Consider the following 23,953-nt stretch of genomic DNA (forward strand, 5'->3'; position numbering starts at 1 on the left):
TATATAGTACTAGCAGAAAGCACAGAAACAAAGGAGAAACCTTATGAAAAAAGAAATTTTACAAAACCTCGCAAACGAAGTTAAAACATGCAGACGCTACGCATTAAACGCGGTCAAAAAAGCTGAAGAAGGGAAAATTAGTTCGGCTATCAGCATGCTCGATATCGCGCAAACAGCAAAAACCTGCGCCATGAAAGCCCACGAGGAGCTTTGGAAGGTAAGCGAAGGAAAACTAAACGATACGGAGTTTGAACTGTTTGCGGATGCTGAAACCTTGGACAAGGATATTCAAAAAGCTTATCAAGCGATTCAACAAGCAAGAAGCTAAAAGAAAGGGGGGATAGTCAGCCATAGGGTTGGAAGGCTGGAGAAAAATCGTGGAATTATCCGCGATTTTTTCTCGTTTACGGCTTGCTATTATGCGCTTTTAGAGTGATATATAGTACTAACAAAAAACACAGAAACAAAGGAGCAAAACCATGTGGGAACAAGATACGCTTAAAGTAGAAAATCAGGTTGTAAGCTACAGCATGAAGGTTTTTGAAGAGCCAAGCGAATATGGGATTAACCAGGGAAGAATTTCCAAGCTTACTTTGAAAAACAATAACAAGGTTATCGCAAACTACGATAGAGGCTGGGACATGATGCCAACAAGCAAGCTTGCAAACGAGGCTTTAGAAATGATCCTCGACGCTAGAAACTAAAAACTTTAAGTTTAGTTAAAAGCAGCAGGGCTTTTAGGCCCTGTTTCTCGTTAAGAAAAACTAAGAAATGATGTGGACGCAAGTAAGCGTCTTTTTTTTTTATGCCTAAAGAAAGGAGGAGCTTAAGTTGCAAGCATACGAGGTTACTAAGTTTAAAAAAGAAGATTCAACGTATAGTAAGGATTTAGCGGATTATGCCGTGAGTTTTATCGAATGTTTAACACACACGAAAGGAACGTGGGCTGGTAAGCCTTTTAAGCTCCTTGACTGGCAGGAGCAGATTATCAGGGACTTGTTTGGCGTGGTGAAACCGAATGGTTACCGCCAGTTTAATACCGCGTATATTGAAATACCTAAGAAAATGGGTAAAAGTGAATTGGCTGCTGCAGTAGCCTTGCTTTTATGCTGTGGGGATAATGAGGAGCGTGCCGAGGTTTATGGTTGTGCGGCGGACCGTCAGCAGGCAACGATCGTGTTTGATGTGGCGGCGGACATGGTTAGAATGTGTCCGGCTCTTAATCGTAGGGTTAAAATTTTAGCTTCGCAAAAACGTATTATTTTCCTACCAACTAACAGTTTCTACCAAGTGTTGTCGGCTGAAGCGTACTCTAAACACGGGTTTAACATTCACGGTGTCGTGTTTGATGAGCTTCACACGCAGCCAAACCGTAAACTTTTTGACGTGATGACTAAAGGCTCCGGGGATGCTCGCATGCAGCCACTATATTTTCTGATTACCACGGCTGGTACGGATACGCATTCTATCTGCTATGAGACGCATCAGAAAGCAGTTGATATTCTCGAGGGTAGGAAAATTGATCCAACTTTTTACCCAGTGATTTATGGTGCAAAAGATTCGGATGATTGGACTGATCCTAAGGTGTGGAAGAAAGCTAATCCTTCTCTTGGGGTGACGGTTCAAATGGAGAAAGTTAAGGCTGCTTTCGAGTCAGCCCGGCAAAATCCTGGTGAAGAGAATGCTTTCCGTCAGCTTCGTCTTAACCAGTGGGTGAAACAGTCTATTCGTTGGATGCCGATGGAAAAGTGGGATGCTTGCGGTTTTCAGGTGAATGAGGAAGAACTAGAGGGCAGGGTCTGCTACGGGGGTCTTGACCTTTCAAGCACTACCGACCTTACCTCCTTTGTTTTGGTCTTTCCACCAGAAGATGAGTCGGATAAGTTTCGTATCCTACCTTATTTTTGGGTGCCTGAAGAAACCTTGAGTTTGCGCGTGAAACGAGATCATGTGCCTTATGACGTGTGGGAAAAACAAGGGTTTATTAAAACTACGGAAGGAAACGTTGTTCACTATGGGTTTATTGAAAAATTCATCGAAACTTTAGGTGAACGTTTCAATATTCGTGAGATTGCTTTCGACCGTTGGGGCGCTGTGCAAATGGTGCAAAACCTTGAAAACATGGGGTTTACCGTGGTTCCCTTCGGACAAGGATTCAAGGATATGAGTCCGCCTACCAAGGAGCTTATGAAGCTTACACTCGAGCAGAAAATCGCACACTCCGCTCATCCGGTGCTTCGCTGGAACATGGATAACATTTTCATCCGCACTGATCCTGCAGGGAACATTAAAGCCGATAAGGAAAAATCAACCGAGAAAATCGATGGTGCTATCGCAACTATCATGGCGCTTGACCGTGCTATAAGGTGCGGTAACGCGAACACTCAAAGCGTGTATGACGCTCGAGGAATCCTATTCATGTAAAGAGGTGGGTCATGAGTATTTTTAGTAAGATTTTTAAGAGCAGAGATAAGCCGGAGAATCGTTTTAACTTGAATGCTCAAAGGTTTATTAGTGGCATGTCTTCTTCGGGTAAGAGGGTGAATGAGCGTTCGGCGATGCAGATGACGGCTGTCTACTCGTGTGTGCGTATCCTGTCTGAAGCGGTGGCGAGTCTGCCGCTTCACGTGTATGAGCGGACGAGTACGGGTACGGCTAAAGCGATTAAACATCCTTTATATAAGGTGCTTCATGATGAGCCGAATCTTGAAATGACAAGCTTCGTGTTTAGAGAAACCTTGATGACGCATCTACTGTTATGGGGTAATGCTTACGCGCAGATTATTCGAAACGGTAAAGGCGAAATATTAGGGCTTTATCCTTTAATGCCTGATCGTATGAGAGTTGACCGTGATGAGAGTGGCCAAATTTTTTACGAGTATACGTTAAATGATAGTGATGTTTTAGCGGGTAAAGAAACGAGTGTGAAACTTAAACCCTTTGACGTGCTTCATATTCCCGGTCTTGGTTTTGACGGGCTTGTTGGCTATTCGCCTATTGCGATGGCAAAAAACGCTATCGGTATGGCGATAGCTACGGAAGAGTATGGTGCATCGTTTTTCGCTAACGGTGCTACACCAAGCGGCATCTTGGAATACCCCGGTACAGTAAAAGATCCGTCTGGTATGAGGGATAGTTGGAATAAGGGGTTCTCGGGTTCTAACTCGCATAAGATAGCGATTTTAGAGGAAGGCATGAAGTATACGCCTATTTCTATTTCGCCTAACGAAGCACAGTTTCTTGAAACTCGTAAGTTTCAGATTAACGAGATTGCTCGTATTTTTAGAGTCCCACCACACATGGTTGGTGATTTAGAAAAGTCGAGTTTTTCTAATATTGAGCAGCAGTCGTTGGAGTTTGTTAAATACACGCTGGATCCTTGGGTGGCGCGTTTTGAACAGTCTATTACGAGGCGGCTTTTTACTGATAAGGAGAAAGAAACTTATTATGTGAAGTTTAACGTGGATGGTCTTCTTCGAGGAGACTATCAGAGTCGTATGAATGGTTATGCTACCGCTCGTCAAAACGGTTGGATGAGCGCAAACGATATTAGACAGTTAGAAAACTTGGATAAGATTCCCGCCTGTGAGGGTGGTGACTTGTATTTGATTAACGGTAACATGCTCCCGCTTAACCGTGCGGGAGCGTTCACTGTAATTGGTAGAAATAAGTTAGGTGATTAAGATAAATTTGTGTCTTGATAATATTAATATAACATATTATATTAACATTATTATAGTATAACTGTTTAGACAGTGGATGAATCATTTAGGCAACGAAGACATAACGAATTATCTTAACGTTAAGCGAAAAATAGAATTTAATCTCTATGGATACTTAGCTAAGATAATATCCTACACTATGAGAGTATACAACAAATTAATAATAGCAGAAAGAATGGAATAATTTATGTGACATTATAAAAAAATCATAAAATGTACAAGAATAGTGATTATTCGAGATAAAAGCTGATTAATCTCAATCTTAGTTAAAGATGTTGTTTTTAAGGAGGTGCTTACAAATGATTAGAAAAAGAAAGATGTTATCAGCAATAACCACTTATGTAATGGTTGTTGGAATGTTGTTTTTCACATCCAATTCTGTTGCTTATGCGTATACTTTATCTCAACCAAAATCGTTTTATGATAGTATTTCATGGACATGGTTTTATAGCGATAAGGCTACGCCAGCATATAATTGTCTAGGATTTGCAACTGGTAGTATGACGTACGAATGGCCTAGTGACTTTGGTGATGATGGTGCTACTAAAGCGCAATTGGATAATTATCTGGCAAAGAAAGGTTATAGACCTTATAAATATGATCCATTTATTCTAGCGTATGGTCATTCTCCTGATAAAATTGTTCATTTTGCAAAGGTTACTGGTCTTAAGTGGTGCCGTGCTAAATGGGGACAATTGGAGCTGTTTAACCATGGTAGTCATGATCCTTATTACCCTAATTCTGTTTATGGTTCTTTGCAACACAAATACACTGCGAATTAGAATTCTAGGAGGTGTAATACTATGTCTAAGAAAAAAATGTATATTTCGCTAGGAACTTTACTTTTATTGGTTCTATTTGTATTTACTGGAATTTTTATTATTGGAAATAATCCAGCATCAAAGAATAGTGGGAATATAGCTCATAAATTGATGCCAGTAAACGTAGCTTATGCTGAAACGTTAGATGATATAAAGGGATCCATGAATAAGTTGATGGTGGAATTAGAAACTGAGACGAAGACTAATCCACAAGTGGCTATGCAGGCACATCCAGGAAAGTTTATTAGGAATTCTAAAAACTATCAAAGAATATTGAAACTGGGACTGAAGGCAATTAAACCTCTTTACGATGCTATTTATGATAGTAGAGATGCTGGATGCTATGAATATATTCTAGCTATGGCTATTGAAGACATAACTGGCGAAAAGTTTGTTTACAATTCTGACTATGGTTGGAAAAATTCGTTAGAGTTTAGGATGGCTTATGACGAAAAAGTAAACAATACAAGGTTTAATGTTGAAAGAATCAGTAATAATGAAACTTTGAATGATCATGACCGAACTCAGAAATTTAAGGAATTAGGGATTTTTGCAGTTTCTGATTTAATTAAAGAGTATAGGAAAAGTGATTCCAAAGTTTCTAAACCATCGATATTAGAAGCTGTTAAGGGAATTACTAGTAAGTATAAAGAACTTGCAATAACGGAAAGAACTCCAACTGAGAGTATTCTAGATGAAACACAATTATTTGATTCTCTAGTTTCCTTAAATGGAAGAGCATACAAGTAAGGTGGATTATTTAACTGTAAAGCTAGTTCTTTAGGTATTATATGAGTGTTATACGAACATGAAGCGACCAAGAAAATCTTGGTCGCTTCTTTATATAAGAGAGGAGGAAAAAGGTAATGAGGAAGTTTTGGCAGTGGAAAAACCAAAAGGAAAACAATGAGACTAATGAGAATAATGAGATTTTTGAGAGGACACTGTTTCTTAACGGTACGATTGCTGAAGAATCATGGTTTGATGATGATATTACACCACAACTTTTTAAAGACGAGTTAAACGCTGGTAGTGGAAATATTACCGTGTGGATTAACTCACCTGGCGGCGATTGTGTGGCTGCGGCACAAATCTATAACATGCTCATGGATTACAAGGGTTGTGTGACGGTCAAGATTGATGGGATTGCAGCTTCGGCTGCATCAGTGATTGCTATGGCTGGGACAAAGGTTTATATGAGCCCGGTGTCAATGCTTATGATTCATAATCCTATGACTGTTGCTTTTGGAAACAGAAGCGAAATGGAAAAAGCAATATCAATGCTTGATGAGGTCAAAGAGTCCATTATTAACGCTTACGAGATTAAAACAGGGCTTAACCGTGTGAAACTCTCGCATTTAATGGATTCGGAAACGTGGATGGATGCTAACAAGGCGGTAGAACTCGGGTTCGCGGACGGTGTTTTAACTAGAGGTGAAACCACTGATATTGGCATACCACAAGTTTCAACATTGTATTCAAAATTAAGCGTGCAAAACACGTTATTGGAAAAAATATCTAAAGCCTGCCGGATAAGCGGTAAGGAAACAAACAATATTAGTGCAGACGATCTTATGGATCGTCTTTTTTTAATCAAAAATTGGAGGTAAACATGATGAACACTATTTCAAACATGGTTGAGAAACGTAATAAGGCTTGGCAGGGTGCAAAAGCTTTCCTTGAGTCTAAACGTGACAAGGACGGGCTTATTTCAGAAGAAGACGCGAAAACCTATGATGAGATGGAAGCGAAAGTGAAAGCTTACAGTAAGGAAATTGAACGCTTGGAACAGATGGAAAAAATGGATAAGGAGCTTTCAAAACCAACATCCGAGGCGATTGTTGCAAAACCTATGAAAACAGGTGTGAACCTTGAAAAACAAGGTCGTGCGCGTGACGAGTATAAGCAGGCAATGCTTACAGCTCTTAGAAGTAATTTTAAACGAGTCGATAACGTGTTGCAGGAAGGCGTGGACGCTGACGGCGGGTATCTTGTGCCGGAAGAATACGATAATCGTCTGATTGAAACGTTGAAAGAAGAAAACATTATTCGCTCTCTTGCTACCACGATTACCACTAGTGGAGAGCATAAGATTAATGTTGCGATGAGTGATCCTGCAGCAGCTTGGATTGAAGAAGGCGCAAGCCTTAACTTTGGGGATTCCAAGTTTGCGCAAATCCTGCTTGACGCTCATAAGCTTCACGTTGCGGTAAAAGTTACTGAAGAACTCTTGTATGATAATGCGTTTAACCTCGAGAATCATATTCTTACATCCTTCGGCATGGCGTTGGCTAACGCTGAGGAAGACGCTTTTCTTAACGGGGATGGTGTTGGAAAACCGACTGGTATTTTCAACAAGAAAGACGGCGGCACGTTCCTTAAAGAAACTACCAGTATTAAAACTGATGATCTGATTGATCTTGTTCACGCTTTGAGGCGACCATACCGTAAAAACGCGAGTTTTATTATGAACGATAAAACAGTCGCGAGCATACGAAAACTTAAAGACAATAACGGTGCGTACGTTTGGCAGCCTTCATACCAGGATGATGAGCCGAACAGGATTCTCGGATACCCGGTATACACGTCTGCTTACGCGCCTGAAAACATGGTGGCTTTTGGCGACTACTCGTACTACAACATTGGCGACCGTGGTTCACGCTCGTTTAAAGAGCTTACTGAGCTTTTCGCTGGAAACGGCATGATAGGTTTTGTTGCTAAAGAGCGTGTAGACGGCAAACTCGTGCTTAAAGAAGCAGTACAGATTCTGCCTGTTAAAACAAGCGTAGCAGCCTAAAAAGATGGTTTAAGGAGGGGTGTTGATGATAGTTACAGTTGAGGAAGCAAAAAACTATCTTAGGGTGGATAGTAGAGAAGATGATGAGCTTATCAACACCCTTATTCGTTCTGCTGAAAAACTCTGCCAGGGAGTGGCTCGTAAAAACGATACTAGTTTGATTAGTGAAAACTTTGACGAGTATCGGCTCGCAGTCTTATACGCTACAGGCTACTTGTATGAGCATCGGGAAGAAGCAGACCATCACGCGCTAACTCTCACCTTACGTTCGATGCTTTTTACTGTTAGAAAAACGGGGTTTTAAATGAGAATAGGCTTATTAAACGAGCGTATTGTGCTGCTTAAAAACAGTGTAGAGGTTGATGAGGTTGGTAATCATAAGATTAAGTGGAGTAAATATTACGAGTGTTACGCTACGGTGAGTGCTGAAAGCCCATCTGAGCAGACTAATGCAGGAAACGTGTGGGATGAGTCAAAAATAGATTTTACTATCCGATATTCGAAAGAAACCACTGTAATATCATCCACCAGGTATCGTGTTATTTTTCATGATACGGTTTATGAGATTTTAGGTGTTGACCACATGAATTATAAGAAGAAAAGCCTGAAACTTCACTGTAAGAGGTGTAAAAAGTGAGCAAAGTAAGTATTGGAAGCCTCTCTAAAGAAGTTATTAGAGAGCTTAAAACTTACGCGAAAGTTACAACCGGGAAAGTAAAAGAAGCAGTAAAAAACGCTGGTAAAACAGCAAAAGAAGAAATTAACGTGACAGCTCCTAAACGAACTGGCGCGTATGCGAAAAGTTGGGCTGTTAAAACATTAAACGAAACAGGCAGCAGACTAGTTCTCGTAGTGCATTCTAGAAACAAGTATCAGCTTACACACTTGTTAGAGTACGGTCATGCTAAACGAGGAGGCGGACGCGTGGAAGCTAGAGCACACATTGCTGAGGCTGAAAGTAAAGCAGTACGAAGTTTTGAAAAAGAAATAGAGGAGGCGGTTAAAAATGGGTAATCTTTTAAACATTATGAGGGAGATAGGTTTTCCTTTCGCTTATCACCATTTTGCTGAGGGAGAATCACCTAATCCGCCTTTTCTCCTGTTTTTAACGCCTGCGAGCAGTAATTTTGCGGCAGACGGGAAAACGTATTTTAAAGCAAACGAAGTTCATATTGAACTATACGCGGACTATAAGAACCCCGTACTGGAAGAACAAGTTGAGGCCGTGCTTGATAGGCACGGCATTTTTTATAACAAAACAGAAGCGTTCATAGAGTCGGAACAGCTTTATGAAACACTCTACATTTTTGAAATGGAGGTAACAATAAATGGGAAACAAGGTTAAATACAATCTGAAAAACGTGTACGCGGCAAAACTTAAAAAAGATTCGAGTGGTTTCTCCTACGATGAGCCTAAGCCGATTCCAGGGGCGGTGAGTATAAGCCTTGAGGCTGAGGGTGAATCCTCACCGTTTTACGCTGACGGGATTGTTTACTTCAGGTCGACTGCTAACAACGGTTACAGTGGCGACTTGGAAATTGCTCTTATACCTGAATGGTTTAGGACGGAAATACTGAGAGAAGAACTAGATAAAAACGGTGTGCTGGTTGAGAACGCGAAGATTAGTGAAACAGAAAAATTCGCGCTCCTGTTTGAGTTTGATGGTGACGTGAACGCGATCAGACACGTTTTATATAACTGTTCAGCAACACGACCGTCTATCGAGTCAGAAACTAAGGAAGACACTATAGAACCGGGTACGGAAACTTTGTCGCTTACGGCTGATCCTAGAGAAGATGGTTTGGTGAAATCTAGGAGTGGTGACACTACTTCAAAAGAAACCTATGAGAACTGGTATAAGAGCGTGTATGTTCCGCAGGCTAACGCGGAAAACAAATAAGTTTTAAAGGGGTAAACGTGTTAGAAAAAACAGTAAAAGTAAATGGTAAAGACGTGAAGTTTCGTTCTTCCGCAACTATTCCAAGACTGTATCGTATTAAATTCAAGCGTGATATTTTCAAAGACCTGTCAAAATTAGAGCAGTCGTTTAAAATCAACGAGGGTGTTTTTGAAATAGCAGATCTTGAAATTTTTGAAAACGTGGCTTATATCATGGCTTATCACGCGGATAATACTATTCCAGCGAGTATTGATGAGTGGCTTGACGAGTTTGAAATGTTTTCTATCTACGAGATTCTTCCTGAAATTCTAGAACTTTGGGGAGCAAACTTGGAAACTGAAGTAAAATCTAAAAAAAATTTAAAACAACAACACGGCAAATGACAACCGCGTTGTTTCTTCTTAGATGCACAGAAATCGGGATTAGTATTTGCGAACTGGATCTTTTAACCATTGGCATGGTTTTAGACATGTGGACGGAGAAAGCAAACGATAGTGTGAAATACGATAAGCTCGCAAGCCAAGCAGAGTTTGATAAGTTCTAATTTAAAGACTTGAGTATTTTTGGTATGATAATGATAAATATAGTAATAAGCACAAAAAATGGGAAAATATATTTACATTAATATCAGATTGATGTAAAATGAAAAGATTTACGAAAGGAGTATGAATATGATTTATTCAAATGAAAGAAAACTATATTTAAGTGGTTGGCTAAAGAATAATGACAATACATCATATGAGACCCCTTTAAAGTTGCAAAAATTTTTGCTGTTTTATGAAGCCTTTACGAAAGTATCTGGAGAAACACCTGATTTTAGTCATTTAAGAGGGTATAAAAAAGGTCCGGTATTTAGTAATGTTTGGGGAGATTATACTAAGGAAAGAGCAAGCTTTAATGTGGCGGCTCAGAATGCGTATGATAAAAATGTTGAAGCTATTAATGTTAAAAGGGCTGAAAAATGCGCTTTTATAGTTGGTACTATGACGGAAAAGGAATTATCTGATCTTACACATCAGATGAATCTTTGGAAATCAAAAGAAAATCGCATTGTGTCTGGTGAGTATCAAGTAGATTTAGATGAATCGGACTTCAATTATAATGATAAAAAACTGATCGATGCATTAGATGCAATGTATTCAACAAATATGGTAGAAAACTCAAAAATTATAAATTTAGATAAAAAATACTTTGTATTTTCAAAATCTGATTCGGAATTACTTACGGAGAAACATTTCGATATGATGCTTACTCTTGCGGAAAATGAAGAACTCCATAATCCAGTATTCGTCGATATTGACGAAGAAGGGAGGCTTCTGATTGATTAACGAAAAAGATGTTGTGAGGATGAAAGTGCCTTATCCGTCTATATCGGATGGGATGGCTGTGGCTTCACATATGTATATTTGTAATAAACATTCGGGTACAGTGTATGAGTATATTAAATGTCAAACACTAAAACCTTATATGCTTATTAGAAACCCAATGGTTCATTATCATGATGAGCAGCCAGATATATCTAGGAATCCATTTACGCGACCAACTAGAATAGATTGTGATAAGTTATTTCTGACAACTACAGTACATTATGATGATCGATTAAAAACATTAAATCGTCCAGATGTATGTGAGGATTTATTTAGATCTGTACGAGTAGAATTATTGAAAGACGGCTATACGAACATAAATATAAATGAAATAGAACTAAAGAACTTGAATAGATTGATTTACTGATAAATTAATCATGGAAGATTATTTCTAGCACTTACTAAATAGTAGGTGCTTTTTTCATGCCTATTTTTAGGAAGGAGGTGAAGTTATGGCAAACAGGATTAAAGGTATTACTGTTGAAATTGGTGGGGATACTACAGGCTTAGATAAGTCTTTACAACAGGTGAATTCGACTATTCGCTCAACCGAACAGTCGCTTCGTGATGTTAATAGGCTTTTGAAACTTGATCCGACTAGCACGCAGCTTTTAAGCCAAAAGCAGGCTTTTTTGCAGAAAGAAATCCAAGAAACGTCTAATAAGCTTAACGTTTTGAAACAGGCGGATAAGCAGGCTAAAGTACAGTTGGAAAACGGGGAGCTTGGCAGAGACAAGTATGATGCGTTGCAGCGTGAGATTGTTGAGACAGAAAATAATCTTGATAGTTTAAAAGAAAAATTAAAACAGGTAGGTAGTGTTAGTTTAACCAAGCTTAGTAGCCAGTTTGATAGTACGAGCAAAAAGATAAAGAAACTAGGAGATGGTATGTCATCTCTTGGTCAAAGTTTAAGCACGAAAGTTACGCTGCCGATTGCTGCTATTGGTACTGCTGGTTTTACTGCTGCAGCAGACTTACAGGATGCTATGGGGGCTACAGAGCAGATTTACGGTAAGTCTGCTAACAGAATGCTTAAATGGTCAGGAAGTTTGAAATCCTATTATGGTATTGCTCAAGGTCAAGCTTTAGAGTATGCGAATACTATGGGCGCGATGTTGAAAAATATTGGTGGGAAAAGTGATGCTGAAGCAGCCGAGATGAGTCAGAAGCTGGTTGCTCTTGCAGGCGACTTGTCTGCTATGTTTGGTGGCACAACCGAGTCTGCTGTTCTTGCTTTAACAGGCGCGCTTAAAGGTAATAATGCGATGCTTGACAATTATGGTATGGGTGTTAACGAGGCGACTATTAAAGCTAAAGCTCTTGCCATGGGTTTGCATGATGGTAGAGGCGCGATGAGCTTGCAAGCGAAACAGGCTGCTACTTTGGCTCTTATTATGGAGCAGACTGCTGACGCTCAAGGGCAGGCTGGGCGTGAAGCCGCGGGCGCTTCGGGTTCTATGAAGATTCTAAAAACAGAGTTGCAGAATATTGCTGCGACTATTGGTAATGTTTTACTTCCCGTCATAACACCATTAATGCAGAAAATTTCAGCATGGCTTTCTAAATTTAAACAGCTTTCTCCAGAAAGCCAAAAACTTATAGTTACACTTGGGCTGATTGCTGCGGCAGTCGGCCCTTTTTTAGTGGTTCTTGGAACGTGTATTTCTAAAATAGGTGTTGCTATACAAGGGTTTTCTAAACTAGCTTTGTTTATAGGTAAAATGTTCGCAAGTTTTACTTCCGGATCTAGTATTCTTGAAGGGTTAGGCGCTGTTTTAGGTGGAGTATCTGCGCCAATACTCGCGGTTGTTGCGGTTATTGGTGTTCTGGTAGCAGCTTTTGTAACCTTATGGAACACTAACGAAGAGTTTAGAAACAGTGTTATTGCTGTTTGGGAGAAAATTAAGGAAACTTTCACCGGTTTTGTTAATGGTGTTAAAGAAAAACTGTCAAGCCTTGGTATTGATTTTACGAGTATTGTTGAAGGGCTTAAAACAGTGTGGAATGGTTTGTGTGCTATTCTAGCTCCACTGTTTGAAGGCGCTTTAAATTTAAGTTTTACTAGTTTCAAAACCGTTCTTGATTTAATCACAGGCGTTTTAGACGTTTTTATAGGATTGTTTACCGGTAACTGGTCTCAGCTTTGGGATGGTGTAAAAGAAATTTTTACCGCTGTTTGGAACGCGGTTAAAAACACGTTCATAACAGTATTGAACACGTTAAAAAACGTTTTTAACGTGTTTTTGTCTTTCTTTGGCACTAGTTGGAACAAACTGTGGTCGAGTGTGAAAAACTTTTTCATGAACGTTTGGAATAGTATCGTATCGTTTTTCACTAACGTTTTAAACGGTATTAAAAACACTGCAACAAGTGTTTGGAATGGTATTAAAACCGCGATCATGAGCGTGGTAAACGGTATTAAAACAAGCATTTCAACAGTGTTTAATTCAGTAGCAAACATGGTTAAGTCTGTGTTTAACGGTATTAAAAACACGGTTGTGTCAGTTTGGAATGGTATTAAAAACGCTATCATCACTCCGATTGAAGCGGCGAAAAACAAGGTTAAAGCAGTAATCGACGCTATAACAGGGTTTTTCTCTGGCATAAAACTTAGTCTTCCTCATATTAAACTGCCGCATTTTAGTATTAAAGGACAATTCTCTCTTACGCCACCGTCTGTACCGTATCTTGCTATCGACTGGTATAAGAAAGCAATGAACAAGCCGATGCTGTTAAACGGGGCGACTATTTTCGGTGAGAAAAACGGGCGTATGCTTGGCGGCGGAGAGAAAGGCCCGGAAGTGATCATGGGGCTTGATACTTTGCAGAATATGAGCGCGGGAGCAAACACGCAAATGCTTAATGTTATGAACCAGATTCTAACGATTATGGACGCGTATTTCCCACAGTTTTCTAACCAGAGTATTGTGCTCGACACTGGTGAACTAGTGGGTGGTATTGCTAGCAGGATGGACAGTGAGCTTTTCAAGCTTCAAACAAGAAAAACAAGGGGGTGGTAGAAGTGTATGGGATGCTAATAAACGGGTTGCATAGTTTTAACGATCTAGGGCTGGTTGCTACAAGCCGTCCGCTCGTTCAGCTTCCAGAACCTAAATTAGAGTATTTGCAAATACCAGGCAGGCAGGAAAGTATTGATATTAGTGAAAGTCTTGCTGGTGAAGTGTTATACGAGATGCGTGAAGGCTGTTTCGAATTCATTGTTGCAAACAAAAACAAGTGGAGTGAAACATGCCATAGTGTTAAAACGTTAATCCACGGTAAGAGTGTGAAACTGTCTCTTGATGATGAACCATTGTTCTACTATCAGGGTCGAGTGTGGGTTAGTGGTTTTAAATCGGATAAAAACTATTCAACTCTCACACTCAACTATAAGCTGCAACCATATAAGTATAGTGTAGATGATTCGGATGGTGTTCACACAATATGGGGTGTGCAAGTAGATGATAAGCGTGAAATAACACTCGTTCACGATTTTGACATGACACTGATTCCAGAATTTAACAACCTGTCATCTAACAGCATGCTACTGGATTCTAATGGTAAAAAGTATGAGATTAAAACAGGTTTTAACCGTTTCCCACAGCTTCGTTCAAAAATAAGCATGCGCTTAACATTCGTTGGAAACGGGATGGTAAATATTTCCTATAAAAGGGGGTGGTTGTGAGTGTACAGGATCATGCTTGACGGTAATACGATTTACTATCCGAATGATGATAAAGCAGTACTTGATGATATTACGTTAAACTTGGAGCTTAACACTGCGGGAACGTTAACGTTTACTTGCCCTAGTCAAAACCCTTGCTATGAGCTTATTAAAAACCGGAAATCAATAGTAAGCGTGTGGCGTGACGATGAGGAGATTTTCTTCGGCGAGGTTAGAGAGCAAGTAAAAAACTTGTATGGTAGTAAGAAAGTAACTTGCGTAGGGTTGTTAACTTACTTAGCTGATAGTATTCAACCTCAGAAAGAATATCATGATCAGAGTTCCTACCAGCTTTTAGAAAAACTTTTACAAGCTCATAACAGTCAGGTAGATGATTATAAGAAAATAAGAATTGGTTTCGTCACAGTATCTGACTCGAATGATTCACTCTACAGGTTTACTAATTTTGAAACCACGCTTGAAGCGATCATGGGTAAAATGGTTGAAAAACTTGGCGGATATTTGCGTCTTAGAAAAGAAGACGGGAAACTTTACTTAGACTACCTACGTTTAGAAGAAATAGGTAAAGCTACAAGCCAGCATATTAGTTTCGGCTTGAACCTGCTTGAATACGCGGAAAACCTTTCAGCAGAGGATGTTACTACAGCGGTTATTCCTCTCGGCAAAGAGTTGGAAAACGAGAATGGTGAAAACGAGGTTCTTAAAAAGCATGTTGATATTACTTCAATAAACAATGGGAAAAACTATATAGTATCTCGTGAAGCGCAAAAAACATTCGGCTGGGTTTGTAAAGTTATTAATTTTAATAATGTGACAGTCCCAACTAATCTTATGCGTAAAGCTGTTAAATGGTTACAGGATAACCAGTTTGAGCATGTAGAAATAAGCCTTAGCGCGGTTGACTTATCCGCGTTAGGTTTACATTATGCGACGATTAAGTGTGGGGATAGGGTTCGTTGCCTCGCTCCACAGTTCGGCATGGACCGTGTGTTTCCTGTAGTAAAACAGACTATACCGATTCAAAAACCAGGCGAAATGAGAATCGTGCTTGCGAGCAGGATTTCTAAAGGGTATGTGCAAAACGTGTCGCATGCTGTTCAAACGTTAAAAGAAGAAGCGGTTGAAGCTAGAAAAATTGATAACGAGCGTGTTAAAGCTGCGATCGATAATATTAAAGCGCAAATGGGTAATTCTCAAAGCGGCTATAAGATAAGCGAATACGATAGTAAAGGCATGTGGGTTCGTGACCTTTACATGGATACGCCTGATAAGAACACTGCTACGAAAGTTTTACAGGTTAACATGAATGGTATTGCTGGAAGCCATAACGGTTTTTCAGGCCCTTACAGTACTGCGATGACTCTTGACGGCATGGTGTATGGTGACAGGATTATCGGGCATTCGATTGACGCGGAAAAACTTTCAGTTTCTTACACTTCGCAGGTAGAAAAGCAGATTAGTAAAGCAAAAAACGAGGCTATAAAAGACACTGGTAGGCGGCTTGAAAACTATTACACGATAAGTGAAATCAACACGAAACTGAATGTTACAGACGGTAAGATTGAGGCTGGTGTTGAAAGCGTTAACCATAGTCTTAAACAGAAAAACGGTAACTATTACGGCTCGTATACTCCAAGCCAGTTTAACGCTCCTATGAGCTTGTGGCTGACTGATAGTGAAAAAATGCAGCATGTTGGTGATTTTTTCTACGACACGTCAACCGGCTACGCTTACCGGCTTATTGTTAAGCAGGAAAGTTTAGCCGTAAAATTTAATGAGAAGTCGCATACGGAATCAGCTTTTGACGATTTTGTAGACATTTTTTACAAGTATGAGGATAAAATTTACGCTATACCGGGTTTAACTGGTGAAAAAATTTCTGGCGCAACAGTGTTTGTTCCATCAAGTGAGTTTTGGCTACATTTTAGAACTAACTGGTCTCCGTTTGACAATTATGGTTTTAAGATTGATAGCATTACAAAAGAGTATTCAGGAGAAATTTCAGGATACGTGTCTAAACTGCCTGAAGATATTAACATTATTGAGGTTGAAGGTGAAAATTATCCTGAGTCTGAACACCCGTATAAAGGTGGAACAAGCAAACTGTGGCATTACGTTTCCGCTGACAGTATAAGTAGTTTTAGAACGTTCGATTGGCTGAGAGTTAAAGATAAAGACATTGAGGCTGCTAAATCCACGGCTGATAAGGCTATTTCTAAACTAACCATAGTAGAAGATTCCATATCTTCAATGGTTAAAAAAGGTGATTTTGGTAGTTTCATGCAGCAAAACTATAACAGTTTCCTTCTCGGGTTTAACCATTCGAGTAAATACGTGCAAATAACACCCGGGCAGATAGAGCTTTACGATGGTGAAGTTGATGAGGATCATAAAAGAGCTGTTTTTGATAAAAATGGGAACAACTTCTACCGTAACGGCGTGTATATTGGCTATGTTGGAACCGGCGAGTGGGAAGAAGATAATTCTCACAAGGGTCTAGTTTTTCATCTTACTAACGACGGAAAGTATATGGCTTTCGCGCAGCGTAAATCAGCTGATGAAGAAACATACGCTACTATGCTGTGTTTTTCACGTTCACAAAGCATTTATAAAGAGTATGGTATTCACGCTGGATGCAACTTTTACATGCACGGTAACAAGATTATAGATCCTGTTTGGCAAGACGGTGCAGGAGTAGACGCGGATATTAACTATGTGCAGATTATTGAAATGAACCAGGATGGTAAAGCTTCAAAATGGGGTTCTAACGCTCACATGGTGTTTAAAAACGGGATACTCATGAAAGTTAAATACTATTAAAAACGCGGAAGTAAAGCGCGGAAGTAAACGTTGGCGGAAGCGTTGATGGAAGCGTGGAAGTGAACGTTGGCGGAGAATTTGTTATAGGGAGAATAAAGGGAGAATTTGTTATGGAGAAACTCATTATTCCCACAAACAAAATAGTGGCTAATAAGGGTACGCGCTTAAAAGATGTGACAGAAAGTATTACAACACCTGTAGTTGATAATACGAAAATTTTATGCGAAATCAGCCACAAGCTGGATATTATTCTAAAAAGATTGGAGGAGAGTAGTGGTAAAACCGACAATTAGCTACGCGGTAGCTGTGCAAAAATATAAGGCTGAGTTAAACGAAAAAATAGTCGAGTTGAATAAGCAAATACCAATACCTACTTACATGATAGAAGGCATTGTTGCAAGCGTATTATCTGATATGCGTTCGGCGGTGATCGCGGAAAACTCGATGGAATATGAAGCGTATGTGAAACAGTTAGAAGACTATTTTAATTCTAGAGAACGCGAACTTAACGACGAAATTTTGAAAATAAAAGCCGAAAAAGACGAAAAAACTGAAAAAGATGAAGCGGCTGGGAAAAGTGAAGATGCTGAAGAATGTGTTAAGGAGTAGTCATGTGTTGAAAAATAATATCAGTTGAAATACTGAAATGTTGAAATGTTGAAATGCTGAAATGTTAGGGCAGGTGTGGGTTAAACCATGCCTGCCCTTTTTTATTACTTTCTACTTTTTGTTTTTTGTTTTTATAAGAGTACTGACAAATGTTAGGAAAACTTGTAAGGAGAATTATGAGAGGATTTTGGAATATTGCTCAACTGGCTTTCACACTGGTAGGCGGCTGGCTGGGATACTTTTTAGGCGGATGCGACGGGCTGATCCTCGCGCTCGTTTTATTTGTGGTTGCGGATTATATTACAGGCGTGATGTGTGCTGTTACGGATAAGAAACTGTCTAGCAGCATTGGTTTTAAGGGCATTTTTAGAAAGGTGCTCATTTTTATGCTTGTTGGTATAGCAAACATTATAGATTTTCATGTTTTGAAGCAAGGAAGCGTGATTAGAACCGCGGTAATTTTCTTCTACCTATCTAACGAAGGATTATCTTTAACCGAAAACGCGGCTCACCTGGGGCTTCCCGTGCCTGAGAAATTAAAAAACGTTTTAGAACAATTACACGACAAGAACAGGAAGGACAATACTCATGAGTAAAAAAGGAATAGACGTGTCAGAATGGCAGGGTGACATTGATTTCAACGCGGTGAAAGCATCCGGCGTTGAGTTTGTGATCATTCGAGCAGGATACGGTATCGGATGCAAAGACAAGTGGTTTGAACAGAACTATCGTAAAGCAAAAACAGCTGGTCTTGACGTGGGAGCCTACTGGTATTCGTACGCAAACTCTGGTTTTGAGGCGGCTGAGGAAGCTCAAAGCTGTGTGAACATGCTTTCAGGTAAGAGTTTTGAGTATCCTGTTTACTTTGATTTGGAAGAGAAAAGCCAGCTTAACCGTGGGCGAGCTTTCTGCGATTCGCTGATTACCAGTTTTTGCAATAAGCTGGAAGCTTGCGGGTATTATGCAGGTTTTTACACTTCGCTTTCAGTGGCTAATAATCTTGTGTCATCTCATGTTAGAAACCGTTACGCTTTGTGGATTGCACAGTGGAACACGCACTGCAATTATCAGGGTTCGTGTGGTCTTTGGCAATACTCGTCAAGTGGCAGTGTGCCTGGAGTAGCTGGCAGAGTTGATATGGATTATGCTTACGTGGATTATCCGAGCATTATTAAAAACGCTGGCCTAAACGGGTGTAAAAACGGCGGCTCTGACCAAGCTGCGCGCACGTCAAGTATTGATGAGGTGGCGCGAGAAGTTATTAACGGCGCTTGGGGTAACGGAAATGAGCGTAAACAGCGTTTAACTTCTGCCGGATACGATTATGCGAGCGTGCAAAATAAGGTTAATGAGCTTCTCGGTGTTAAAGCTTATAGAAAGTCGGTTGATGAGCTTGCCCGTGAAGTAATCCGAGGCGCTTGGGGTAACGGTAGCACTCGTAAACAGCGTTTAACTTCTGCCGGATACGATTATGCTACGGTACAAAAACGAGTAAACGAACTCTTGTAAAACAGTTTGAAACATGTAAAGCCCGAGGCTTGTTCCTACATTGGAGCAATCCTCGGGCTTTTTTTATTTTTTAAGGTTAAATTGTCAAGTCAATAGGTTAAAAAACACTGTTTTTTCTTTGCCTGTGATGTAAGGAGGCACAGGCAAATGAATATAAAAGAAAAACAGCAAGTCAAATTACTAAGAGATGAAGGCCTTAGCTATACGCAGATTGCAAACCGTATGGATGTTTCCGTTAATACGATTAAAAGCTACTGCAAACGTAATAGTCTAGGCGTAATCCAGTCTATGAAAACACAGACGGAATTATGTGAATCTTGTTCAAAACCAATTAAGCAAAACACAGGAAGAAAAGTTAAACGTTTCTGCTCTGACGCGTGTAGAAACACGTGGTGGAACAAGCATACACAGTTGGTAAAAAGACAGGCAAACTATGAGTGTGCTTGTCTTAACTGCAAAAATTCTTTTATCTCTTACGGTAATAAAACCAGAAAATACTGCTGCCACGCCTGCTATATAGAACATCGTTTTGGAGGTGAGCATCATGCAGATAAGTAATGATGCTCACGGGCTAAAGGATGTTAAAGCTAGAGCTTGGACAAAAGAGAGTATGCAGGCGGATTTTCGTTTTGAAATAGCCGAAAAACTTACCGTTTCACTCTTTAAAAAAGGGCTTATCAGCGAGCAAGAAAAAGAAAAAATAAGCCGTCTTAACAGGGAAAAATTTCACCCGTTTTACAAGGAATTATTGGGTTAAAAGCTTGATAAACACTGCTTTTAGAGTGATGAATAGTATTAGCTGAAAGTGAGGGGAAATAGTGAAAGAAATAATAAAAATAGACTCTACAATGCGAAAAACTGGTTTTGAGAAAAAGACGCGGGTTGCAGCGTATGCGAGAGTTTCTAGTGATAGTGATGAGCAGCTTCTCAGTCTAGAGGTACAAAAGGAGCATTACGAAAACTATATTAAGTCTAATCCCTGCTGGGAGTATGCGGGGCTTTACTTTGACGAGGGTATTAGCGGCACGAAAATCGATAAGCGTGAAAGTCTTAAACAACTGCTTAAAGACTGTGAGAGCGGTCAGATAGATAGGATTGTTACAAAGTCTATTAGTAGGCTTGCAAGAAACACGGTTGACTGTCTTGAAATAGTTAGAAAACTTACCGGTCTTGGTATTTATTTGTATTTTGAGAAAGAAAACATTGATACCGAGCATATGAGTTCGGAGCTTATGCTTTCTATCCTGAGTTCTATTGCACAAAGCGAGTCAAGATCCATCTCGGAAAACAACACGTGGGCAATTCAGAAACGGTTTGAAAACGGAAGCTTCGTCATTTCTTGCCCTGCGTATGGGTATAAAAACGAGAATAAGAAAATGATTATAGTTCCCGAGCAAGCCAGGGTAGTAAAAGAAATTTTCAACATGGCTCTTTCCGGCATGGGCGGAAAAGCAATAGCACGAGTATTGGCCGATAAAAAGATTCCAACTAAAAAGGGCGGAAACTGGACTTCAACTACCGTGAACGCTGTTTTGACTAATAAAACATACACAGGTGATGTGATTTTTCAGAAAACATTTACGGATGATAGTTTTAACCGTCATAAAAACTGTGGCGAGAAAAAACAGTATGTTATTGAAAACCATCACGAGGCTATCATCAGTCATGAAACTTTTAATCTTGTGCATGAGCTGAGACAGAAGAGAAAATTAAAACTAAATATTACCAGCGGTAGTAATAAATACCTTGCTAGATATGTGTTTTCAGGGAAACTTTACTGCGGTAATTGTCATAGTAGGTTAAAGAAACACGACCGGCATAAAAAAGATGGAGCCTATGTTGTTTGGTGTTGTACCAAGCATATACGTGAAATTAAATGCTGCCCTATGAAAGCTGTAAAAGAGGAGTATGTTAAATTAGCTTTTCTTCAAATGCTTAACAAGCTCAAAGCAACATCCGCTCAAATATTAACGCCTTTCATAAAAAGCTTAAGAAACGTGAATAATAAAGACGGATTAAACAAGGTTATCGAACTTGAAGAAAAAATAGCTAAATTGCAAGAACAAGAGCAAGTACTCAGTAAGCTTTTCGCCGGTGGCTACATTGAGATGGATTCCTACTATCTGGAAAGCAATCAGCTTAAAACGGAAATGGATACTTGTTATAAGGAAAAACTTCAGCTTTCCAACAGTTTAAACGGTAACTTAACGCACTTAAACGAGGCACAAAAACTTCAACGGTTCGTAAGCGTCACAGAAGTATTTAGCGAGTTTAAGGACGAGGATTTTCTGGATTTCGTAGACGATATCGTAGTTAAAAGCAGAACAGAATTTATTTTTCATTTGAAATGCGGATTGGAATTAGAAGAAGAGGTGAAAGAAACATGACACACATCCCATATGGTTACAGAATAGCAGACGGTAAAGCGGTTATAGACGAAAAAGAAGCTCTGAAAGTGAGAGAACTTTTCCGTAAATTCTTAGAATTTGGAACGATTTCTGAAACGGCTCGAGCGGTGAACATTAATAAAACACATTCTGTAATTAGCAATATTTTGAAAAATAAAACGTACTTAGGAACATCGCTTTACCCGAGTCTTTTAGATGAAGAAACTTTTTATAAAGTTCAGCAGTTAAGAGCCAACAATTTTAGAAAAAGACCTCGTATAACAGAGCTAAAACCTTTAATTACAACAGATTTCGTGTACGAAATAGGTGTTATAGAAAAGAAATACGATGATCCTTATCGGCAAGCAGTATACGCGTACAGTCAAATCAAGGAGGTGTAAAATGAATGCCAACGTTACAATTATTCCACCAAGAAAAATAGCGGGGAATACGGTAGATAAGCATAAAGATAAGCCGAAGTTAAGAGTAGTAGCGTATTGTCGTGTCAGTACTGACAGTGAAGAACAGGCAACAAGTTATGATACGCAAGTTCAGCATTATACGGATTATATTTCAAGAAATCCTCTCTGGGAGTTTGCTGGCATCTACGCTGATGACGGTATTTCAGGAACTAGCACGAAAAAACGTGTCGGTTTCAACGACATGATCCACGATTGCATGAGTGGCAAAGTAGACATGGTTATCACTAAGTCGATTAGCCGTTTTGCGAGAAACACTATCGACTGTTTAAAGTTTGTTAGACAGTTGAAAGACAAAAACATTCCGATCATTTTTGAAAAAGAAAACATCAACACCATGGAAGCAAGCGGAGAACTATTGCTTACTATCATGGCTTCTTTAGCTCAACAGGAATCAGCGTCGCTTTCTCAGAATGTGAAGCTTGGACTTAAGTTTCGCTACCAGGAAGGCAAAGTGCAAATCAACCATAACTGGTTTTTAGGATACACAAAAGACGATGAAGGGAATCTTGTAATTCTTGAACAGGAAGCAAAAGTCGTAAGAAGAATTTATAGAGAATATTTAGAAGGAGCAAGCCTTAGAGACATAGCGGAGGGCCTTGAAAAAGACGGCATTAAAAACGGTGCCGGGCATTTAAAATGGAATTTATCTAATATTAAAGGCATCTTGCAAAACGAAAAATATATTGGTGATGCTCTTTTACAAAAAACCATCACGACAGATTTTATTAACCATGTTCGTATAAAAAATGATGGAACAGAACCACAGTATTATGTAAAAGATAGCCACACGCCTATTATTCCAAGAGATATTTTCTTTAAAGTTCAAGAAGAAATGTTAAGACGAGCCAACATGTTTAGCGGTGAGGAGAATAAAAAAAGGAGAGTTTATTCCAGTAAGTACGCTCTATCCAGCCTGTGTGTTTGTTCTAAATGCGGGGATGTTTACAGAAGAATTGCTTGGAACAACCGAGGAGTGCATTCTGTTGTCTGGCGTTGTTGCACCAGAGTGGAAAACGGTCCTAGTGCTTGCGATGCTCCGACAGTACAAGAGAACGAACTGCAATCTGCCATAGTGAAAGCCATAAACAAGGTGTTTAGTATATCGGATGAAGTATTGGATACGTTGAATAACAGTATTAGAGAAATTATCGCGGGCAATAACTTAAACGAGATTGAAACGGTTGATAAAAAAATTGCAGACAAACAGGCGATACTGCTAACCTTGCTTAAAGCTAAAAAAGACTACACGAAAATAGCTGATGAGATTGATGAGCTTAAAGGTAAGAAACAGCAGCTTCTTATAGAAAAAGCAGGTCAAGAAGATGCTAAAAGACGAATCAGAGAAATGGAAGATTTTCTGAAAAGTGAGCGTCACGATATTAGTGAATATGACGAGAAGCTGGTAAGAAAGTACATCAAGAAAATAAAAGTTTATGAGGACAGGTTCAGTATAACTTTTAAATCAGAGATTAGTGTGGATATTGAAAGGGCATCGTAAAAGCCAAAAGAATGTGAGCGTTTGAAATGTTACAAAAGTCAGCCTAGGGGGAATCATCTCTAGGCTGTTTTTTTGTTTTTATGCTAAAATCAAGCTATTAAGCCAATCTTAAACCTTTTAACGATAGCTTTTCCTATCGTTAAAAAGTGCACCCACTATCCATAGTGTGCACTCAAAAAAGTGTAGCTATACTTGGAGTTCTCTCAATCCACGTCGAGAGTGTCGTATTGATGTCAAAGGCTTAATAGGTGGGTGCAAATTTGCCCTTGTGTAGCAGGGGTTTGCAAGGGCTATCGTTAAAAGGTTTAGCGTGCGGTGGATTTAGGCTGGCTTGGCGTGGTTTTTGAGTGTGTTT

General features: G+C 39.5%; 28 protein-coding genes. All 28 read left to right on the forward strand.

Annotated features, from left to right (window positions below; genetic code table 11):
• The first annotated feature begins 43 nt into the window (after window positions 1-43).
• On the forward strand, window positions 44-328 hold the full coding sequence (locus ACLD6A_RS00140) for a transcriptional regulator (protein ID WP_410313252.1): 285 nt from the start codon (window positions 44-46) through the stop codon (window positions 326-328).
• A gap of 151 nt (window positions 329-479) precedes the next feature.
• Window positions 480-704 (forward strand): hypothetical protein, encoded by a 225-nt coding sequence (locus ACLD6A_RS00145; protein ID WP_116712577.1) that lies wholly within the window; start codon window positions 480-482, stop codon window positions 702-704.
• 127 nt (window positions 705-831) lie between these two features.
• The gene (locus ACLD6A_RS00150; protein WP_410313253.1) at window positions 832-2,424 is read left to right on the forward strand and encodes a terminase large subunit; all 1,593 of its coding nucleotides are present in this window, start codon (window positions 832-834) and stop codon (window positions 2,422-2,424) included.
• 11 nt (window positions 2,425-2,435) lie between these two features.
• Entirely contained in the window at window positions 2,436-3,683 is a 1,248-nt protein-coding gene (locus tag ACLD6A_RS00155; protein WP_410313254.1) for a phage portal protein, read from the forward strand.
• Window positions 3,684-4,021: 338 nt separating this feature from the next.
• Window positions 4,022-4,504: a hypothetical protein gene (locus ACLD6A_RS00160; protein ID WP_016815963.1), complete on the forward strand. Its 483-nt coding sequence runs from the start codon at window positions 4,022-4,024 to the stop codon at window positions 4,502-4,504.
• A 21-nt stretch (window positions 4,505-4,525) separates the two neighbouring features.
• A complete protein-coding gene (locus ACLD6A_RS00165; protein WP_004104990.1) occupies window positions 4,526-5,293 on the forward strand; it encodes a hypothetical protein in 768 nt (255 codons plus the stop codon).
• Window positions 5,294-5,409: 116 nt separating this feature from the next.
• A complete protein-coding gene (locus ACLD6A_RS00170) occupies window positions 5,410-6,153 on the forward strand; it encodes a head maturation protease, ClpP-related (RefSeq protein WP_103084279.1) in 744 nt (247 codons plus the stop codon).
• A 2-nt stretch (window positions 6,154-6,155) separates the two neighbouring features.
• Window positions 6,156-7,340, forward strand: a complete 1,185-nt coding sequence (locus ACLD6A_RS00175) for a phage major capsid protein (RefSeq protein ID WP_410313255.1) — start codon at window positions 6,156-6,158, stop codon at window positions 7,338-7,340.
• A 25-nt stretch (window positions 7,341-7,365) separates the two neighbouring features.
• Window positions 7,366-7,644, forward strand: a complete 279-nt coding sequence (locus ACLD6A_RS00180; RefSeq protein ID WP_076002724.1) for a head-tail connector protein — start codon at window positions 7,366-7,368, stop codon at window positions 7,642-7,644.
• On the forward strand, window positions 7,645-7,977 hold the full coding sequence (locus tag ACLD6A_RS00185) for a phage head closure protein (RefSeq protein ID WP_410313256.1): 333 nt from the start codon (window positions 7,645-7,647) through the stop codon (window positions 7,975-7,977). It abuts the gene before it with no gap.
• The gene (locus ACLD6A_RS00190; RefSeq protein ID WP_410313257.1) at window positions 7,974-8,354 is read left to right on the forward strand and encodes an HK97 gp10 family phage protein; all 381 of its coding nucleotides are present in this window, start codon (window positions 7,974-7,976) and stop codon (window positions 8,352-8,354) included. The genes ACLD6A_RS00185 and ACLD6A_RS00190 overlap by 4 nt, the downstream gene beginning before the upstream one ends.
• Window positions 8,347-8,685, forward strand: coding sequence for a hypothetical protein (locus ACLD6A_RS00195; protein ID WP_116691949.1), 339 nt, complete (start codon window positions 8,347-8,349; stop codon window positions 8,683-8,685). Before ACLD6A_RS00190 ends, ACLD6A_RS00195 begins: the two co-directional genes overlap by 8 nt.
• On the forward strand, window positions 8,669-9,241 hold the full coding sequence (locus ACLD6A_RS00200; RefSeq protein WP_076002849.1) for a major tail protein: 573 nt from the start codon (window positions 8,669-8,671) through the stop codon (window positions 9,239-9,241). Before ACLD6A_RS00195 ends, ACLD6A_RS00200 begins: the two co-directional genes overlap by 17 nt.
• 17 nt (window positions 9,242-9,258) lie before the next feature.
• Window positions 9,259-9,624, forward strand: coding sequence for a hypothetical protein (locus ACLD6A_RS00205; RefSeq protein WP_076002850.1), 366 nt, complete (start codon window positions 9,259-9,261; stop codon window positions 9,622-9,624).
• Window positions 9,621-9,785 carry a hypothetical protein gene (locus ACLD6A_RS00210; protein WP_020760689.1) on the forward strand — a complete coding sequence of 55 codons (165 nt, stop codon included), beginning with the start codon at window positions 9,621-9,623 and terminating at the stop codon, window positions 9,783-9,785. The genes ACLD6A_RS00205 and ACLD6A_RS00210 overlap by 4 nt, the downstream gene beginning before the upstream one ends.
• A 127-nt stretch (window positions 9,786-9,912) precedes the next feature.
• Complete coding sequence (locus tag ACLD6A_RS00215; RefSeq protein ID WP_032812428.1) at window positions 9,913-10,569, forward strand: hypothetical protein; 657 nt, start codon at window positions 9,913-9,915, stop codon at window positions 10,567-10,569.
• A gap of 491 nt (window positions 10,570-11,060) precedes the next feature.
• Window positions 11,061-13,628 carry a hypothetical protein gene (locus ACLD6A_RS00220; RefSeq protein ID WP_410313258.1) on the forward strand — a complete coding sequence of 856 codons (2,568 nt, stop codon included), beginning with the start codon at window positions 11,061-11,063 and terminating at the stop codon, window positions 13,626-13,628.
• Window positions 13,629-13,630: 2 nt separating this feature from the next.
• On the forward strand, window positions 13,631-14,293 hold the full coding sequence (locus tag ACLD6A_RS00225; RefSeq protein WP_410313599.1) for a hypothetical protein: 663 nt from the start codon (window positions 13,631-13,633) through the stop codon (window positions 14,291-14,293).
• 12 nt (window positions 14,294-14,305) lie between these two features.
• A complete protein-coding gene (locus tag ACLD6A_RS00230) occupies window positions 14,306-17,113 on the forward strand; it encodes a phage tail spike protein (RefSeq protein ID WP_410313600.1) in 2,808 nt (935 codons plus the stop codon).
• A 110-nt stretch (window positions 17,114-17,223) separates the two neighbouring features.
• Window positions 17,224-17,406: a hypothetical protein gene (locus ACLD6A_RS00235; protein WP_065189411.1), complete on the forward strand. Its 183-nt coding sequence runs from the start codon at window positions 17,224-17,226 to the stop codon at window positions 17,404-17,406.
• On the forward strand, window positions 17,387-17,722 hold the full coding sequence (locus ACLD6A_RS00240; protein WP_410313259.1) for a toxin: 336 nt from the start codon (window positions 17,387-17,389) through the stop codon (window positions 17,720-17,722). Before ACLD6A_RS00235 ends, ACLD6A_RS00240 begins: the two co-directional genes overlap by 20 nt.
• A 176-nt stretch (window positions 17,723-17,898) precedes the next feature.
• The gene (locus tag ACLD6A_RS00245) at window positions 17,899-18,318 is read left to right on the forward strand and encodes a holin family protein (RefSeq protein WP_004118368.1); all 420 of its coding nucleotides are present in this window, start codon (window positions 17,899-17,901) and stop codon (window positions 18,316-18,318) included.
• Window positions 18,311-19,231, forward strand: a complete 921-nt coding sequence (locus tag ACLD6A_RS00250) for a GH25 family lysozyme (protein ID WP_410313260.1) — start codon at window positions 18,311-18,313, stop codon at window positions 19,229-19,231. Before ACLD6A_RS00245 ends, ACLD6A_RS00250 begins: the two co-directional genes overlap by 8 nt.
• Before the next feature lie 147 nt (window positions 19,232-19,378).
• The gene (locus ACLD6A_RS00255) at window positions 19,379-19,789 is read left to right on the forward strand and encodes an RNA polymerase subunit sigma-70 (protein ID WP_410313261.1); all 411 of its coding nucleotides are present in this window, start codon (window positions 19,379-19,381) and stop codon (window positions 19,787-19,789) included.
• Window positions 19,776-19,988 (forward strand): SHOCT domain-containing protein, encoded by a 213-nt coding sequence (locus tag ACLD6A_RS00260; protein WP_004117908.1) that lies wholly within the window; start codon window positions 19,776-19,778, stop codon window positions 19,986-19,988. The genes ACLD6A_RS00255 and ACLD6A_RS00260 overlap by 14 nt, the downstream gene beginning before the upstream one ends.
• Before the next feature lie 61 nt (window positions 19,989-20,049).
• Window positions 20,050-21,618, forward strand: a complete 1,569-nt coding sequence (locus ACLD6A_RS00265; protein WP_410313262.1) for a recombinase family protein — start codon at window positions 20,050-20,052, stop codon at window positions 21,616-21,618.
• Window positions 21,615-22,019 carry a recombinase family protein gene (locus ACLD6A_RS00270; protein WP_410313263.1) on the forward strand — a complete coding sequence of 135 codons (405 nt, stop codon included), beginning with the start codon at window positions 21,615-21,617 and terminating at the stop codon, window positions 22,017-22,019. Before ACLD6A_RS00265 ends, ACLD6A_RS00270 begins: the two co-directional genes overlap by 4 nt.
• Window position 22,020: 1 nt before the next feature.
• The gene (locus ACLD6A_RS00275; RefSeq protein WP_410313264.1) at window positions 22,021-23,598 is read left to right on the forward strand and encodes a recombinase family protein; all 1,578 of its coding nucleotides are present in this window, start codon (window positions 22,021-22,023) and stop codon (window positions 23,596-23,598) included.
• Window positions 23,599-23,953: the final 355 nt, after the last annotated feature.

Origin of the sequence: Gardnerella sp. Marseille-Q9691 (assembly GCF_046507715.1) — a bacterium.
Taxonomy (GTDB): domain Bacteria; phylum Actinomycetota; class Actinomycetes; order Actinomycetales; family Bifidobacteriaceae; genus Bifidobacterium; species Bifidobacterium greenwoodii.